The sequence below is a fragment of the Caproiciproducens sp. LBM24188 genome (assembly GCF_054130445.1).
In genome coordinates this window covers 2,136,336-2,151,187 of record NZ_CP196862.1, presented here as the reverse complement: position 1 = coordinate 2,151,187, position 14,852 = coordinate 2,136,336, and the positions used below count along the sequence as shown (strand labels likewise).

The window sequence follows — 14,852 nt, the reverse complement described above, 5'->3', positions numbered from 1 at the left end:
TCGGCATAAAGATTTTGAGGGATTCGAACATTTTTAAAGAGAGGAAGGACAGCCGTTTAATTGCGGCTGTCCTTCCTCTCTTTATAAGGGTGTGCCCTCTGCATTGTATTGTATCCAATTCAGTGTGTAAACATGAAATAGACGGTTCAGCAAGATTAATGCGCAGGAAAGAAAACCAAACCGGCGGTAAGGGAAAACGCTGTAGCATACCGGTTTTTGTTCTTTCACCAGAAACCGAGAATCCCACTTCTTAATGTTGTTGACGCTGGAAATGCCCCACTGAATTCGTGCGTTTGAAATTCCCGATTTTCGGATGATCCGGTTCGCAATGGAAACACCGAAAGGAGTCAGTGTATCAAACGCGATTTCACAGCCCGGAAAACGGTCGGCAATCCTTTTCAAAAACAAACGAATATCCGGTTCTTTAAAGTACATCAGCACCCCGCTGATCAAAAACAGGATTCCATCCTCCGGCGGAGCGATTTCCTCCAGAAAGTCGGGCTCAAACATCGACCTTGCAATATAATGAATCTGCGGGTCCTGCCGCAGTAGGGTTTTCCGAAGATCAATCACGTCGGAAACATCCAAATCATACCACTGAACGGTTCCGTTGTTTACGCGGTAAAAGGTTGTGTCCAGTCCCGCGCCAATATTAACAATGGTGGCGTGCGGGTGTTCCAGCAGGAATCTGCGGATGATGCCGTCCTGCTCCTTTGCCCGTGCCGCAAGCATGACGATGAAGAACTTACGGATTTTTGCGTGGAACCTAGAAAAATTGTAGTCGATGCGGTGCACCATTTGAATCGCTTGAAAATCGTTGAATTTGTCGCTGCTCAGCTCCGCAGCTTTTGCCCTGCACCACAGGGGCAGAAGAAGGGTTTCGTGAACATTGTGGAGATTTGCTTTTACACAGCCGGATGGCTGAAACGAATGTAATTCCAACGAATCCATATTGTTTCACCTCACCCACTTAAAACAGATTCTTACTCAGATAACGGTCGCCGCGGTCGGGAAGGATAACAACCATATTGCCTTCCGTTTCGGTATCCGACGCGGCTTTTCTTGCCGCGGTCAGCGCGGCGCCGGAGGATGACCCGGCAAGGATTCCCTCTCTGGCGGCCAGCAGCCGTACTTCCTCAAAAGCCTCCCGATCGGCAACTTTGATTACCTGGTCTACAACGCTCATATCCATTGTTTCCGGCATAAACGTGTTTCCAATGCCTTCAATGGCATAGCACCCGGCGGTGCCTCCTCCCATTGTAGAACCGTAAGGGTCCGCCATAATGCATTTTAGACCCGGAAGTTTTTTCTTTAAAAACCGTGCCGTGCCCGTAAGCGTTCCGCCGCTGCCCGCCCCGGCAACCAAATAATCCACTTTTCCGTCCAGGTCGCTGTAAATCTCCGGCCCGGTTGTTTCATAGTGGGACTGGGGATTCTGAGGATTGGTAAACTGGCTGAGCAAAACGGGTTGTTCCACTTTCTGCCGCAGTTCTTCCAGCTTTTCAAACGCACCCTGCATTCCCTTTTCCAGCGGGGTATGAATAATTTCTGCTCCCAAAGCACGCATGACGGCCTGCTTTTCCAACGAGAATTTTTCCGGAACAATGAAAATAACGCGATAGCCCTTTCCGAGCGCCGCCAGAGCAATGCCGATTCCGGCATTGCCAGCGGTTGCCTCCAAAATGGTGCTGCCAGGTTTTAGAACACCGCGCTTTTCGGCGTCCTGCACCAAAGCGACACCCATGCGGTCTTTTACGCTTCCTCCGGGATTCCAAAGCTCCAATTTGGCGAATACATTTACGCGTTTCGGAAATTCCATATGATTCAGCTTCACCAGTGGGGTATGCCCAATCAAATCGCGGATGTCATTGTAGTATTTCATCAGGCTTCCCTCTTTTCCGCTTTTTGAAATGCATTGGTAAGGTCGTTTGCAAGGTCGTATTTGTCTTCGATTCCGACGGAAAGTCGCACCAGATTGTCTACAATCCCGATTTTTTCCCGCAGTTCATAGGGGAAGGAAGCATGGGTCATACTGGCAGGGTGGCAGACAAGGGATTCCACGCCGCCAAGGCTTTCGCCCAGTGCAATCAGATTGACATTTTTATAAAATTCCCGGATATCGTATCGGTTGGACAGAACGAACGAAATCATCGCACCTGCGCCGGATGCCTGTTTTTTTTGAATATTATATCCTTCCGAATCAGGAAATCCAGGATAATACACTTTTTCCGCCGCAGGGTGGCTGCGCAGGAACTCTGCCAGAAATGCAGCGTTTTCCAAATGCCGGTCCATGCGTACCGAAAGGGTTTTTATCCCGCGAATCAACAGCCAGGAATCGAAAGGCTCCAGAATTGCGCCCGCGGCGTTTTGCAGGAATGCAAGGCGCTGCGCAAGCTCCTGCTTGTTTGTCACGACCAGCCCTGCAACCAGGTCGCTGTGCCCGCCCAGGTACTTGGTTGCGCTGTGGACCACAATATCTGCTCCGAGCGTAAGCGGCTTTTGTAGGTACGGGGTCATGAAGGTGTTGTCAACAATGGAGAGCGCACCATGTCGGTGCGCCAGTTCGGAAACCGCGGCAATGTCCGTAATTGTTAGTAAGGGGTTGGCGGGGCTTTCCGTCAGCACCGCCTTTACGGCGGGACCCATGCGGCTTTCCAGCGCTTTTAAATCGGAGGTGTCGGCAATTTCATATTCCAACCCGAACGAATGGAACACTTTGTCAAGGATGCGGAAGGTACCGCCGTACACATTGCTGGAAATCAAAATCTTGTCTCCGCTGCGGAACAGGAACAGAACGGTTGTAATGGCTGCCATGCCGGAAGCAAAGGCAAATCCGGCGATGCCTTCCTCCAGTTCGGCAATCAGCTTTTCCAGTGCCTCACGGGTGGGGTTTCCGGTTCGTGAGTATTCATACGCGGCGTTTCCCCCAAGCTCCTTTTGCCGGTATGTAGAAGTCTGGTAAATCGGTACGCTTACTGCGCCGGTAAGTTCATCCCCGTCAACTCCGCCATGAATTAGCTTTGTGTTAAACATGTGACCTTTCATATCAATCAAACCCTTTCGAATATTTTGAAGCTTTAAAAAAGGCCCCGGCGTTTTGCTGCCGAAGCCCGAATAGAAAAGTACACTTTATCCGAAAGGCAAACATCGGCGGTTTATTCCGGTTTTACCGAGAAAAAGGCAGCAATCAGCAAAGCTGCGGCAGGTACACGCAGTTTTACGAGTGATTTTGGTACTTAGAATCTTTTTGCAGTTGCTCATTGCTGTCTCTCCTTCAAATTCATAGTATATATATATGCATTGTTTATATTAATGTTACTCCTTTTCTATTTAATTGTCAAGAATTTTAAAGTCAAATATTTTAATAAATACGAAATGCAGAAATCAATATCTCATTGGGTGAAAGGGCGTGGTTCGGCAGAGAAATTTGATTGCCCGTGCGGAATCCTGCGCTGCAGCATACACAAAATGGAATCTGCCGTTCCTATTTGGCTGGTTTGGCAATCATCGTTATGCTGCAAGCCTGGTTAAAACCATCAGCCTTTTTACGGACAAAAAGAAAAACCGCTCTTTCGGGCGGCTTTTGAGAGAGGAATTATGAAAAAGTATATTCTCCTCATACCGAGGCACTTGTAATTTATCTATTACCCTCTGGGTCGGTATTCTGTTAGTCCGAGCGGGTATTTGCAGTAAGAAAAGCGATGGAAGCTTCGATCACTTGATTTGATATTTTTAGTATACAAATCAGGTGTGTCGATTCTATAAAGAATATCTGAAAACGATGTTCATGATTCCTGCGTTCCGGCAGCTAGATTCATAAGGCATAATAAGAGTGGTTCGCAAGCAAAAAGCATCCTCGTCGGTATGTGTACCGGCGGGGATGCAAGGAAACAAAGAAAAACATTTATCTGCAATATTCTTCTATCATATGATAGATGTAGCTTCTGTGCAGCCGTTCATCGACTACGATTCGTTCCAGAATATTTTTCAGGTATGGGTCGTCAATCATTTGAATGTGCCTTCCATATGTTTCAATGGCGTTCGTTTCGCCATCCAGGGCGATGCGCAGACTTTTGTATAGATCACTGCTGTAAACAACGTTTTTCGCGCTCCAATAGCGCGCATTTGACCGTGTACTGCTCTGGAACACCGGGTTTCCACCCAGTTCGCGGATTACGGAAGAGAGAATGTCCATATGGTGCAGCTCGGCTATTGCAATTCGCATTGTCATTATGCTGTAATCCCCGAATTGTTTGTCTGCCACGGAATGCTGGTAAAAGTACAGACTCATGGCCGTAAATTCACCACTTGGCCCGGCAAGATCATCCATCAGCAGATCTGCATAATCCCGGTTTGGGGCCTGAACCTTGATCGGCGGGTAGGGAGAAGAATCCGAGTACCCGCGGTAAATCACCTTGTTGCTGGTTGGCGTCATGTAAAATCCTCCCATATTTCGGATAATTACATATATGAAAAAATCGATGCGTTTATTCAAGACACCGAAAGGACACGGCCGGATTATTCTGTGTTGACGGTCGGCTGCAAAATCAGTTATAATGAAAATTAAAATAAATGATTTAGGAGAATTACTACGAAAAAGGATATTGCTGCCGGCCATCTGTTGGCTTTGTTTACCGTTACTATTTGGGGTACCACGTTTATTTCAACGAAGATTCTGCTGAGGGATTTTTCACCGGTCGAAGTCCTGTTTATCCGCTTTTTCATTGCCTTGATTGCACTGTCGATTGCATATCCGCACCGGCTTAAGGTAACTAACCGAAAGCACGAATGGTATTTTGCCGCGGCCGGTCTTCTCGGAACGGTTCTTTATTTTTTGCTCGAGAATATCGCGTTAACATATTCCACTGCCTCCGATGTCGGAGTAATTATTTCCGTGATTCCATTTTTTACCGCCATATTTTCCTACTTCTTTAATAAAGAGAAATTAAACGCTCGCTTTTTTTTTGGCTTTGTGATTGCCATGGCAGGAATTGTGCTGATCAGCCTGAACGGCCGGGAAATGAAATTAAATCCTCTGGGCGATATCCTGACTATATTGGCGGCCATGGTTTGGGCGCTGTATTCCGTTTTGGTGAAGAAAATCAGCTGGTTTGAATACAATACCATTCAGACTACCCGAAGAATCTTTTTGTACGGTGTGATTTTGATGATACCGACGATGAAGATTTTTCAGGTTCAGTGGGATGCAGCGCGCTTTGCCCGCCTTTTGGAAACAACCAATTTGCTGAATGTTCTGTATCTGGGGCTTTGCGCTTCGGCAATTTGCTTTGTAACATGGAATCTGGCCGTAAAGTCCCTGGGGGCTGTAAAAACGAGTATTTATACCTACCTTGGTCCGGTGATTACGATTATCGCGTCGGCGATTTTTTTACAGGAACAGATTACTGCGCTGATTGTTGGCGGAACTGCGCTAACCCTGATTGGGCTGGTAATTTCGCAGAATCCCTTTTCGTGGGGAATTGGGCAGAAAATAAGCCGCAAATCCGGACGAAGAGCTGAAGTAAAAGAGGATGCCGCCAAATAAACGGCAATAAAGAAGCACGCCGCGCCTTCTTTCGTAGAAGGCGCGGCGTGCTTTTCTCTGTGAACCGTGAAAATTGGATGTTTTATTCGCCGAGGAACTCTTTGCCGAGTGCGTCTGCGGCAAGGATTGCGTTATAAAGCTGCTCCGGCGTTACGTCGCCGAGCATGTTATGAATGGATTCACCCGGTGCGCAGGCTTTTTCAGCCGCAATCATCACTCTGGAGGAATCGGTTACGCCAACTTCGCGCAGGGTAACAGGCAGGCCGACCGATACGCAGAAATCCATGACTTCTTCAATTTCTTCCATCGGTGCATCTTCCAGAATCAGCTGGGCAATCGTTCCGAATGCTACCAGTTCACCGTGCATGGTTTTTTCGCATTCTTCCAGAGCAGTAAATCCGTTGTAAACGGAGTGAGAAGTGGCAAGTCCGCCGTTGTCCGCGCCAACGCCGCTCAGGTAAGTATTTGCTTCAATAATAGCTTCTACGGAAGGAGTCAAAACGCCAAGCTCAGCGGACTTTTTGGCCTTGTATCCGTCCGCTAGGAGCGTGTTGTAGCAAAGCTCGCACAGGGCCATGGCAGACTTGGTAATGCCGCCGTTTTCCAGGCTTGGCGAATTGGTTTTTTCGCACATTCTGGCTTCAAAATATGTACCCAGCGCATCGCCCATGCCCGCAACAAGGAAGCGGACCGGTGCCTTTACTATAATGGAGGTGTCCACGATGACGGCGTCTGGATTTTTTGGGTAAAAAATGTAGTTCGAGAAAGTTCCATCGTCATTGTAAATTACGGAAAGGCCGGTGCAGGGCGCGTCGGTTGCGCAAACGGTCGGAATAATCACAACCGGCAGGTGGGAGTAGAAGGCTGCCGCTTTTGCGGTATCAATGGCGCTGCCGCCGCCGATGGCGCAGATTACGTCGATATTATTTTCTGCAGCGATTTTCTGCATTCTTGCGATTTCCCCGGTAGAGCTGATTCCGCCGAAAATTTCAAAAAGAATTTTGGCATCTTTCCCAGCAAAGCTCTTTTCAATTTTAGGCTGTGCAGCTTTGTACCCGCTTTTGCTGCAGACAAACAGGAAGGATTTGCCCAGGTCTTTGACCTGATCGTACAGTTCCAGCAGAGCATCTGGGCCCTGAACGTATTTAGAAGGCGCCCGCATCAGTTTTAACAAATGGTATCTCTCCAGTCGTAATAATTATTTTTTTAACAAGTACTATTATAATCAAAACTTTAACAATCTTTTTTCAATATATGAATTTCACATCGAATTTATTTGTGGAATTATTTTCCATTCAAGGAACGAAGTTTCGCAATCATCCGGCGCGAAAACACTTCCCAAACAGCCGAACAGCTGTGTTGCGTAATCTCCTGCAAAAAGCCCGGCGCAGTTTATCGATAGAACGGAGAGAAAACAGAAATACTAACGAAGTATGGACAATGGCCTTGGCGCTCCGTTCCATTTTTGTGGGTTCAATGCGTTTTGGCTTCGTTATTTCAAAGTGAAATAGGCAGGGAGAGTGAATCATGAGAAAAATAACAGCCGAGGTTCTGGCTGTTTTCATTTCGGGCGTTTTGCTTGCGGGGTGTGCATCCACCGACACGGTGCTGAAAAACAGCCAAGAATCGTTTTCCAATCTTCTGAGCGCATATCCTTCCCTCATAACGGTAACGGAAGCACAGGATAACTACTATGTGCTGACCGTTGATAAGGAAACTCTTTTGAAAATCAGCAGGGATTACTCCGCTTCCGAGGAAGATGTGCTGATTTCGACACCGCTTCAGCCATTTGTAAAGGCCGGGCTGGATGTAACGAAGCTTGGCCAGGGCTATCAATCGGATGATGCCAGTTTGTACCTTGTAACCGACTTCGGTAAGGGAACCGGGGTCAAAACCACCCCCACGCAGGCGTTTTTCGAAAGCGTTACTGCAGAACGGAAGGCACTCACTTACCATCAGGAACTGGACCGCTACGGCATTGCGCTAAACGGTGGGATATTTGAGTTCGCCAAGGACTTCCAAAACAACGACAAAGATCTGGCATTTGTCATCGAAGCCAAACCGCTGCGGGAGGTTGGCGTTAATGTACAGAAAATTGATGGTTGGACATTAACAACTTGGAAGGACGAATCGGGAAAAGACGTTGACGTACTTTTAAAGTCTTATAATTTGAAATAAGATGGATTAACCGATGAGTGGGAATTCACAATGGTATCGTCAGCATAACCATCGGGTCTTATGGGCCGTTTTACTTTAACACTGAAAAAACCGATTTCTGTTACCGTAACCGGTTCAGCTGTTCGCATGGAAAGCCATCCTTTCCAGTTTCGGTCACTTTTTACGGAAATGTTTTGTATTCGACGGGATAAAAGTATATATTTTTTGTAAAAAGTGAAATATAATTAATATATATGATTTTATTATTCAGTAACGGAGGGGTTGGCATGAAGAAAGGCTATCATTCCGTATATGAGGAAAACCTGATTCAGGCGATTGATTTTGCCGCCGTCAGCGGTTTTGATTTTGTTCAGTACGATTTGGGTGTGCCGAATCACTTTCTGGACCATATTCCGGACGACGAACTGATATCAATCGCTTCCCACGCGCGCAATCAAAACGTGGAAATTACTTTTCATGGTCCGTGCGACAATGTCAGTCTTTTTTCCGACTATCCGGCCATCCGGTCGGGCATCTTGGAGCAGTACAAGGTGATTTTACACAAGGCAAAGCTGCTGCACGCACGGCATATCACCCTGCATACCGGACTTTGCCCGGAGTTCAAACTGGCAAACAGCGAATCAAACGAGTATCTTACAAAGTACGGCGATTATTACAAAGAGATTCTGATTAAAAATCTGAGCCAGATTGCCGACATGAGCGGCGACGTTCTGGTATGTGTGGAAAACGACGGTTTTAGCCCGTTTGTCATGAGTTGTATGGAGGAACTCATGGCCGAAAAGCCGGTCTATCTCACCGTTGATATTCCGAAGCTGTTCAACCAGGATCTTACCCTGCGGGAGGAGGTCTGTCAATTCTTTTCCGCCCACAAAGACTGCATTCGTGAGGCTCATCTGCATGATATCAACGAGAATGGCCGACATCAAGTTATTGGGGAGGGGAACATAGATTTTACGCGCTTTCTGAGGCTGATTCTTCATGAGCACATCTATCTGAATTTTGAGGTGCGCCCCAAAGAAGCCGCGCTTTGCTCAATGCAGCGTTTTGACGAGCTCTGCAGAAATTACACATAAAAAAGGGAACGGCATCCGTTCCATCTTTTCATATAATACACCCCGTGTGTTTGTCGTGCCGGAAAACACACGGGGTGTTATTGTGCTGAGTCATATCAGTCTTCTGGAATGGAACAATTTTTCCATCTTTCTCACGACCGCGTTGCTGTCCCGGTCGCCAATGATATTCGGCGCATATTCTTTCAGTTCGGCACAAGCATTTTCCACCGCATAGCCGTAATCCGCGTCGCAAATCATAAACCGGTCGCTCCGGTCATCCCCAAACGCGGCCACACGGTCGGCGGAAAGCCGCTTTTTCAGCTCGAACACGGCGTTTTCTTTGGAAGCCTGCGCGCTGTAAATTTCCAAAAAGTAATATCCTTCGTTGGATTCGTCCGGATAATAGTCTGCATTAATCTGACTGCCGCACTCCAACTGCAAGACTTCCAAATGCAGCTGTTTCACCATATCGAGCGTGTCTACCGCACGGAAAAATACCACGTCCCGCTCCTGCGGAAGCGGACTGTATACATAACATTTCAGCGGATGCATTTTACTGGAATGGTACAGCTTTTCTTCCGCCGGATTTGTAAAATCACTGTAATAAATGTGCAGAACGTCATTGATAATCGTATGAACAAAACAGTTCAGACCGTGTTTTTCAAACACGCTCAAAATTTCCTTGGCGGCCGGGTAAGGGATTGTTTTGCTGTAAAGATAGGAATTGGTGTTCAGGTCAAACAGGGCCGCACCGTTCAGCACGATAATCGGAAGATTGAGCCGTATCCCTTTCAGCACGGGAAGAACGGAAGCGGGGGAACGGCGGCTGGCGACGGTAACCAGTGCGCCCCGCTGAATCAGCTGGTTTAGCTTTACCCTGGTATAGTTGCTGATTTGCCCGGCGTGGTTGGTCAGGGTGCCACATAAATCGCTGACCAGCAAAAGACGGCTGTTTTTTCGCCTTGGCAGGTGAAACACATTGATGCCCAGGGAAATGAAAATGCCGATGAGCGTGTCCAGAATACGGTTTATGGCAAACCAGTACGGGTTGGCATCCTGCCCATGGGAAACGGTGATGCTCATGAAAACGACGCACGTAATGTAAGAAGCCGTTGGCTTTTTTACCAGCAGCGTACTATAAATCAGCGGTATAATCATCAGTGAGATTAACAGATATTTGAAAATTGGGTATTGCGGCGGGAGAAAACGCTGTTCAAGCAGCATGATGAACATGCCGAACATACCGCCGATTAAAGTGCCCACAATCCGGTTAAAGGCGACCCGCCAGCTGTTGGGAACGTCCGGCTGCATGCAGAGCACCGCCGCAATGGCGGAGTAGAACGGGATTCCGTCTTGGCGCACATAATATAAAAGAAAGCAAAAAAATACCGCTAATGCGGATTTAACAATTCTCATTCCAATTTTAGGCATGTTGATTCCTCTTGCTTTGGTAGTATATTTCATAAATAGCGCTCTAATTTTATCACAGATTCAACATCATGTAAAATATTGATTCAACAATTTGTTACTATTACCCATGAAAAAGAGGAACCATAGAAAGATTATGGCATATTATAGGCTAAGCGGATTAACGTGGGTCACCGAATATGGGAAAGTGGGTGAGAGGATTGAGTCAGAATCCCAATACTGCGGCAGATGCGGGCGGACGGGAATGCATACGAAAATGCATCCGCGAAACGTTTGAACTGCCTGGGCTGAAATGCGTAACAGGCTGTATTGTTTACCATACGGTCACACGGTGCATCAATTTTGAAGACAGCACACTGGTGAATGCAGGATACGGAATCACCATTCGTTATCTGGATCAGGATGAATGTGAAAAAAGCATCACCCGCGAAGGTGCGGTATTGTTCTTTCGCCTGCCCGCAGATTTTTGCAGCCGGAATTATGTTGTGTATTTTCCCACCCCGAAGCACATTAAAGTCTGCGATTTCACTGCGACGGTCGAATTCGGCGCGTTCCTCTGTGTGGATGATTAATTCTATAAAAATTTTTGTGCGTAACGCTGCTTGAACGAAAATGTACAAATAAAATTATTAAGAGGTCCCGCCGGGGTGCGGGGCTTTTTATTTCTATAAAAGACTTTCATGGGAATGCTGGTTGCCGGAAGAAAACTCCAGAAACAGGCAAAGTCCCCGCAAAATACAAATATTGATAAAAGGAAAGTCATATGATATAATAACAATTCAGGGAATGAAGTTCTCCCCTGCAAGAATGCAAAACCGCTTTACAGCTGATGACTTCTGCAATTACCGATGTGCTTGAATGGCTTTCCAGGGAAGCACCGGCTGTACGGGCCGCTTCTTTCATGGCCGGACAATCCTGTGCGATGTTTGCAGCTTGCAGGAATTTCGGTCGTTTGCTTTTCCGCTTCCCCTGCTGCCCAAAGTGTGGTGGCTTTTTTGGTTTGCCGCAGATGCACTTCGGGCTATTTCGCTGACAGCGATAGGGGAAAGGAAACAACAAAGAATGAAAAAAGTAGCGTCAGTAGGAATTGGCGGCGCGGTCGGCGCGATCTGCCGCCACCTTATTCAAATGATCCCGATTCTTGGGGGTGAATTTTACCGCCCAGTCCTCACTATGGCAATTAACATAAGCGGCAGCTTTTTGCTGGGCTTTTTGGTTATCCTGTTTGTCCGGTTGGTTCCGGTATCAGCGGAGCTGCGCACCGGGATTACAAGCGGCGTCATTGGAGGTTACACGACTTTTTCCACGCTGTGCAAGGAAACGGTGTTTCTGTTTGATTCCGGTTATCCGCTGCTGTCCTGTGCTTATCTTTTTTTCTCCGTAACCATTGGCCTGACTGCGGCCTGGCTTGGCATCCGCGCAGCAAAGCGCCTGGAACGGAGGTTCCCCGCATGACGTTGTTTTTGATTGGAATTGGGGGCGCAGTTGGGGCGGCTGCCCGCTATCGGCTTGGCGCAGTGCTGCTTCGCAAAGAGAAACATACCTTTCCGTTTGGAACCTTGTTCATCAATCTAATCGGTTCGCTTCTGCTTGGCTTTTTCAGCGGAATGCATTTATCGGAAAGTGCTTTTGGTTTGCTTGGGGACGGCTTTTGCGGAGGCTTTACCACTTTTTCCACCTTTACATTGGAAGGAGTACAGTTAATCTGCGGGAAAGCCAGGAAAAAAGCGGTTTGGTATATCCTTTTTACAGTCCTTGCCGGTTTGCTGTGTTTTTTGGCCGGCTACCGTGCTGCGATGCTGCTTTATTAACCTATATGAAAGAATATGATGCACAAAGGTTGCAATTCGGATTCTGTTTCGGTAAACTGTAGAGAGGACCCTGATCTATTATAGGAGGACGTGTGAATGCTTGTGTCCATTTTGAATATGGATAATAAACTGCTTGCGTTAATTCAAAGACGGGCGAGATGCTCTTTCTTGGATAAAATTATGCCGGCAATCACCTCACTTGGAACCTGTGGTTTAATTTGGGGTATTGTGGTGGTTATTTTCCTCAGAATCCGTGTTTATCGCCGTGCGGGATTGGTTTTGTTTGTTACCCTTGCCATTTGCGCGCTGTTGACGAATCTAGTTTTAAAGCCTTTGGTGGCAAGACCGCGTCCGTGCCATGTTACACCGGAAGTCCCTCTTTTGATTCCCTGTCCAATGGATTATTCCTTCCCTTCCGGGCATACGATGTCTTCTTTTGCCGCCGCCTTTATTATAGCCTGCACACTTCCCCATTTGGGAGTGTTTGTCTTTCTTCTCGCTGCCACAATTGCTTACTCGCGGTTGTATCTTTTTGTACATTACCCGAGTGATGTTCTGGCGGGCAGCCTGATTGGAACGGCCATTTCCATAATGATGATGTTGATATTTTTCCATTAATGGCATGGCCATTTCGAAATAATGCTGGCGAACCATAAAATCAAATAGAGCCTGTGGGTCTGACGAACCACAGGCGTTTTTTAAAAGGATGCTGCAGAATGCTAAAAACTCATTTTGCAGCATCCTCTTTTTATGTTGTTGTGTACTTCCTACGCCGAAAAACATACTATAGTAAATGGCATGACTTATTGTACATCCGGGAGTCCCGAATCTGCGCGCCTGAAAGAAGGATCGCATTCATACAGCCTCTAAATCCAAAGGAAAGGAAGACTTGATTATGTCATGTGGAAATCGGAGGTCTGAAAATTTCAACCCCGAAATGAAGGTACATTACGGCAACTCCTGCAGCTGCCTCTGTATTCCGGGTCCTCCCGGTTCACGGGGGCCAATGGGACCGGCCGGGGCGACGGGAGCCACCGGAGAAACCGGCCCGACTGGTCCGACTGGAGCAGCGGGTCCAGCGGGAGCCACCGGCCCAACTGGCCCAACCGGGGCAACTGGACCAATGGGAGCCACCGGTCCGACTGGCCCTGCGGGATTGGGTCTGGTCCCCTATGCAACGATTTTGGATACGACAACACAAACTCCGGCTACCGCTGGTGAGCCAACACCAGTTACGTTAAGCAACAATCAAGTACTTGTGGGCCTCAGTCACGTGCCCGGAACTGGAACTATCACTTTCCCGATAAGCGGAGTGTATCTGATTGTGATTACGGCGGAAGTATCGGAAACGTCGTCCGCTGCCAACACGGTTGATGTATGGCTGCGGTCAGGCGGAGCCGATGTGCCGAATTCGAACCGGAGAGTGTCTGTAGACACGGCAAATGAAGTAAAAATCCTGACAGAGTCATACACGCTGCAGGCCGCAGCAGGACAGAGCGTGGAAATTTATCAGTCGGTCAGCAGTACAACCGGAAGTCCAGGACTGTATTCTTATACGCCCGACGGGAGTCCTGTGATTCCATCGGTTACGGTTTCCATTCATTATATCAGCACCTGATTGATGATCGATTGCATCATCGAAATGCGTGCGTCATAATCCGGGAAGGGCTTTCATATGGTGAACGGTATGAAAGCCTTTTCTGTTTCTGCTAAGGGTGGATGTATATGAGTCGGTATAAAGTCTGCGTTTATGCAATTTCTAAAAATGAGGAACAGTTTGTTGACCGCTGGATGGATTCCATGCAGGAAGCGGATATGGTTGTTGTTACCGATACCGGTTCCACGGACGGTACCGTGGAAAAGCTGCGCGGGCGCGGGGCCGTTGTGTATGAGGAAAAAATTGAACCGTGGCGTTTTGACGTGGCAAGGAACCGCTCGCTTGACCATGTTCCAAAGGATATGAAGATCTGTGTCTGTACGGATCTGGATGAGGTGTTTTCACCCGGTTGGCGAAAAAAATTGGAACGCTCCTGGCGCCCCGGTGCAAAAATGGGGAAGTATTGGTACAACTGGAGTCATAAGGAAGATGGTTCCCCCGATGTTCAGTTTCAGTATTTTAAGGTGCATGAGCGATTCAGTTACCGCTGGGCCTACCCCGTGCACGAATGCCTGAAATATTGCGGGAACGGACCGGAAGTAATGGTGTTTCTCGATGGAGTAACGCTGGATCATTATCCGGACCCGAAAAAATCGCGGAGTTCCTATCTTTCGCTTTTGGAACTGGCTGTCACAGAAAACCCGGACGATGACCGCATGGCTTACTATTTGGGGCGGGAGTATTGTTATCAGGGCCGATGGGAAGACTGCATCGCTGCACTAAAGCGCCACTTGTCGCTGCCGCGGTCCACCTGGAAAGAGGAACGGTGCGCCTCCATGCGGTGGATTGCCAAATCCTATCACATGCTGTCACAGACCCAGGAGGCTTACCGTTGGTATTTTCGGGCTATTTCAGAGGTTCCCTATCAGCGGGAAGCGTATGTGGAATGTGCGCAGGTGGCTTACGCCATTCAAGATTGGGCGACGTGCTTCTTTATGACGGAGCAGGCGCTGAAGATTAAGAATAAATTAACTAACTATATTAATATGGGGTACGCTTGGGATTCCACCCCGGATGACCTGTGCGCCATTGCGTGCTACTGGCTTGGAATGTATTCACGTTCCGCTGAACACGCCCGTGCGGCCCTTCTTTTAAATCCAGGGGATGAAAGGCTGAAAAACAATCTGGAAATTATTGAAAACAAACTGAAATAGCAAACAGCGTCTGCAATTTTGCACAGT

15 protein-coding genes and 1 riboswitch are annotated in these 14,852 nt (G+C 47.7%); of the genes, 9 read left to right on the top strand and 6 right to left on the bottom strand.

The window, feature by feature from the left end; all coding sequences use genetic code 11:
• Positions 1-81 precede the first annotated feature (81 nt).
• The 4 genes from ACSVDI_RS10225 to ACSVDI_RS10210 form a co-directional block, all read right to left on the bottom strand.
• Complete coding sequence (locus ACSVDI_RS10225; RefSeq protein ID WP_457942663.1) at positions 82-951, bottom strand: class I SAM-dependent methyltransferase; 870 nt, start codon at positions 949-951, stop codon at positions 82-84.
• Positions 952-970: 19 nt separating this feature from the next.
• On the bottom strand, positions 971-1,882 hold the full coding sequence (locus ACSVDI_RS10220) for a PLP-dependent cysteine synthase family protein (RefSeq protein WP_457942662.1): 912 nt from the start codon (positions 1,880-1,882) through the stop codon (positions 971-973).
• The gene (locus ACSVDI_RS10215) at positions 1,882-3,045 is read right to left on the bottom strand and encodes a trans-sulfuration enzyme family protein (protein WP_457942661.1); all 1,164 of its coding nucleotides are present in this window, start codon (positions 3,043-3,045) and stop codon (positions 1,882-1,884) included. The genes ACSVDI_RS10220 and ACSVDI_RS10215 overlap by 1 nt, the downstream gene beginning before the upstream one ends.
• An 859-nt stretch (positions 3,046-3,904) precedes the next feature.
• Positions 3,905-4,435: a ferritin-like domain-containing protein gene (locus ACSVDI_RS10210; RefSeq protein ID WP_457942660.1), complete on the bottom strand. Its 531-nt coding sequence runs from the start codon at positions 4,433-4,435 to the stop codon at positions 3,905-3,907.
• A 150-nt stretch (positions 4,436-4,585) separates the two neighbouring features.
• On the opposite strand from ACSVDI_RS10210, the gene ACSVDI_RS10205 reads away from it, so the two are divergent.
• Entirely contained in the window at positions 4,586-5,545 is a 960-nt protein-coding gene (locus ACSVDI_RS10205) for a DMT family transporter (RefSeq protein WP_457945634.1), read from the top strand.
• Between the two features lie 82 nt (positions 5,546-5,627).
• Here the strand turns inward: ACSVDI_RS10205 and ACSVDI_RS10200 are convergent, their stop codons facing one another.
• Complete coding sequence (locus ACSVDI_RS10200; RefSeq protein WP_457942658.1) at positions 5,628-6,719, bottom strand: glycerol dehydrogenase; 1,092 nt, start codon at positions 6,717-6,719, stop codon at positions 5,628-5,630.
• Positions 6,720-7,072: 353 nt separating this feature from the next.
• Between ACSVDI_RS10200 and ACSVDI_RS10195 the strand changes: the two genes are divergently transcribed.
• A complete protein-coding gene (locus tag ACSVDI_RS10195) occupies positions 7,073-7,723 on the top strand; it encodes a hypothetical protein (protein WP_457942656.1) in 651 nt (216 codons plus the stop codon).
• Between the two features lie 266 nt (positions 7,724-7,989).
• Entirely contained in the window at positions 7,990-8,796 is an 807-nt protein-coding gene (locus tag ACSVDI_RS10190; RefSeq protein WP_457942654.1) for a sugar phosphate isomerase/epimerase family protein, read from the top strand.
• Positions 8,797-8,886: 90 nt separating this feature from the next.
• Here the strand turns inward: ACSVDI_RS10190 and ACSVDI_RS10185 are convergent, their stop codons facing one another.
• Complete coding sequence (locus ACSVDI_RS10185; protein ID WP_457942653.1) at positions 8,887-10,206, bottom strand: HAD-IIB family hydrolase; 1,320 nt, start codon at positions 10,204-10,206, stop codon at positions 8,887-8,889.
• Positions 10,207-10,382: 176 nt separating this feature from the next.
• On the opposite strand from ACSVDI_RS10185, the gene ACSVDI_RS10180 reads away from it, so the two are divergent.
• The 6 genes from ACSVDI_RS10180 to ACSVDI_RS10155 all read left to right on the top strand — a co-directional run bounded on the left by ACSVDI_RS10180 (position 10,383) and on the right by ACSVDI_RS10155 (position 14,825).
• Positions 10,383-10,775 (top strand): hypothetical protein, encoded by a 393-nt coding sequence (locus tag ACSVDI_RS10180; protein ID WP_457942651.1) that lies wholly within the window; start codon positions 10,383-10,385, stop codon positions 10,773-10,775.
• A 201-nt stretch (positions 10,776-10,976) separates the two neighbouring features.
• Positions 10,977-11,049: riboswitch (Fluoride riboswitch) on the top strand.
• 216 nt (positions 11,050-11,265) lie between these two features.
• Positions 11,266-11,658, top strand: a complete 393-nt coding sequence (locus ACSVDI_RS10175; protein WP_457942650.1) for a fluoride efflux transporter FluC — start codon at positions 11,266-11,268, stop codon at positions 11,656-11,658.
• Positions 11,655-12,014, top strand: a complete 360-nt coding sequence (crcB, locus tag ACSVDI_RS10170; protein WP_457942649.1) for a fluoride efflux transporter CrcB — start codon at positions 11,655-11,657, stop codon at positions 12,012-12,014. Before ACSVDI_RS10175 ends, crcB begins: the two co-directional genes overlap by 4 nt.
• Positions 12,015-12,110: 96 nt before the next feature.
• Entirely contained in the window at positions 12,111-12,632 is a 522-nt protein-coding gene (locus ACSVDI_RS10165; RefSeq protein WP_457942648.1) for a phosphatase PAP2 family protein, read from the top strand.
• A gap of 505 nt (positions 12,633-13,137) precedes the next feature.
• A complete protein-coding gene (locus tag ACSVDI_RS10160; RefSeq protein ID WP_457942646.1) occupies positions 13,138-13,632 on the top strand; it encodes a hypothetical protein in 495 nt (164 codons plus the stop codon).
• A 107-nt stretch (positions 13,633-13,739) separates the two neighbouring features.
• Complete coding sequence (locus tag ACSVDI_RS10155; protein WP_457942645.1) at positions 13,740-14,825, top strand: glycosyltransferase; 1,086 nt, start codon at positions 13,740-13,742, stop codon at positions 14,823-14,825.
• The last annotated feature ends 27 nt before the right edge of the window (positions 14,826-14,852 follow it).

Coding starts and splice junctions, on each gene's coding strand:
- ACSVDI_RS10190 (WP_457942654.1), top strand. CDS start 7,990: ATGAAGAAAGGCTATCATTCCGTATATGAGGAAAACCTGATTCAGGCG.
- crcB (WP_457942649.1), top strand. CDS start 11,655: ATGACGTTGTTTTTGATTGGAATTGGGGGCGCAGTTGGGGCGGCTGCC.
- ACSVDI_RS10215 (WP_457942661.1), bottom strand. CDS start 3,045: ATGAAAGGTCACATGTTTAACACAAAGCTAATTCATGGCGGAGTTGAC.
- ACSVDI_RS10195 (WP_457942656.1), top strand. CDS start 7,073: ATGAGAAAAATAACAGCCGAGGTTCTGGCTGTTTTCATTTCGGGCGTT.
- ACSVDI_RS10160 (WP_457942646.1), top strand. CDS start 13,138: ATGGGAGCCACCGGTCCGACTGGCCCTGCGGGATTGGGTCTGGTCCCC.
- ACSVDI_RS10225 (WP_457942663.1), bottom strand. CDS start 951: ATGGATTCGTTGGAATTACATTCGTTTCAGCCATCCGGCTGTGTAAAA.
- ACSVDI_RS10155 (WP_457942645.1), top strand. CDS start 13,740: ATGAGTCGGTATAAAGTCTGCGTTTATGCAATTTCTAAAAATGAGGAA.
- ACSVDI_RS10165 (WP_457942648.1), top strand. CDS start 12,111: ATGCTTGTGTCCATTTTGAATATGGATAATAAACTGCTTGCGTTAATT.
- ACSVDI_RS10185 (WP_457942653.1), bottom strand. CDS start 10,206: ATGCCTAAAATTGGAATGAGAATTGTTAAATCCGCATTAGCGGTATTT.
- ACSVDI_RS10220 (WP_457942662.1), bottom strand. CDS start 1,882: ATGAAATACTACAATGACATCCGCGATTTGATTGGGCATACCCCACTG.
- ACSVDI_RS10175 (WP_457942650.1), top strand. CDS start 11,266: ATGAAAAAAGTAGCGTCAGTAGGAATTGGCGGCGCGGTCGGCGCGATC.
- ACSVDI_RS10210 (WP_457942660.1), bottom strand. CDS start 4,435: ATGACGCCAACCAGCAACAAGGTGATTTACCGCGGGTACTCGGATTCT.
- ACSVDI_RS10180 (WP_457942651.1), top strand. CDS start 10,383: ATGGGAAAGTGGGTGAGAGGATTGAGTCAGAATCCCAATACTGCGGCA.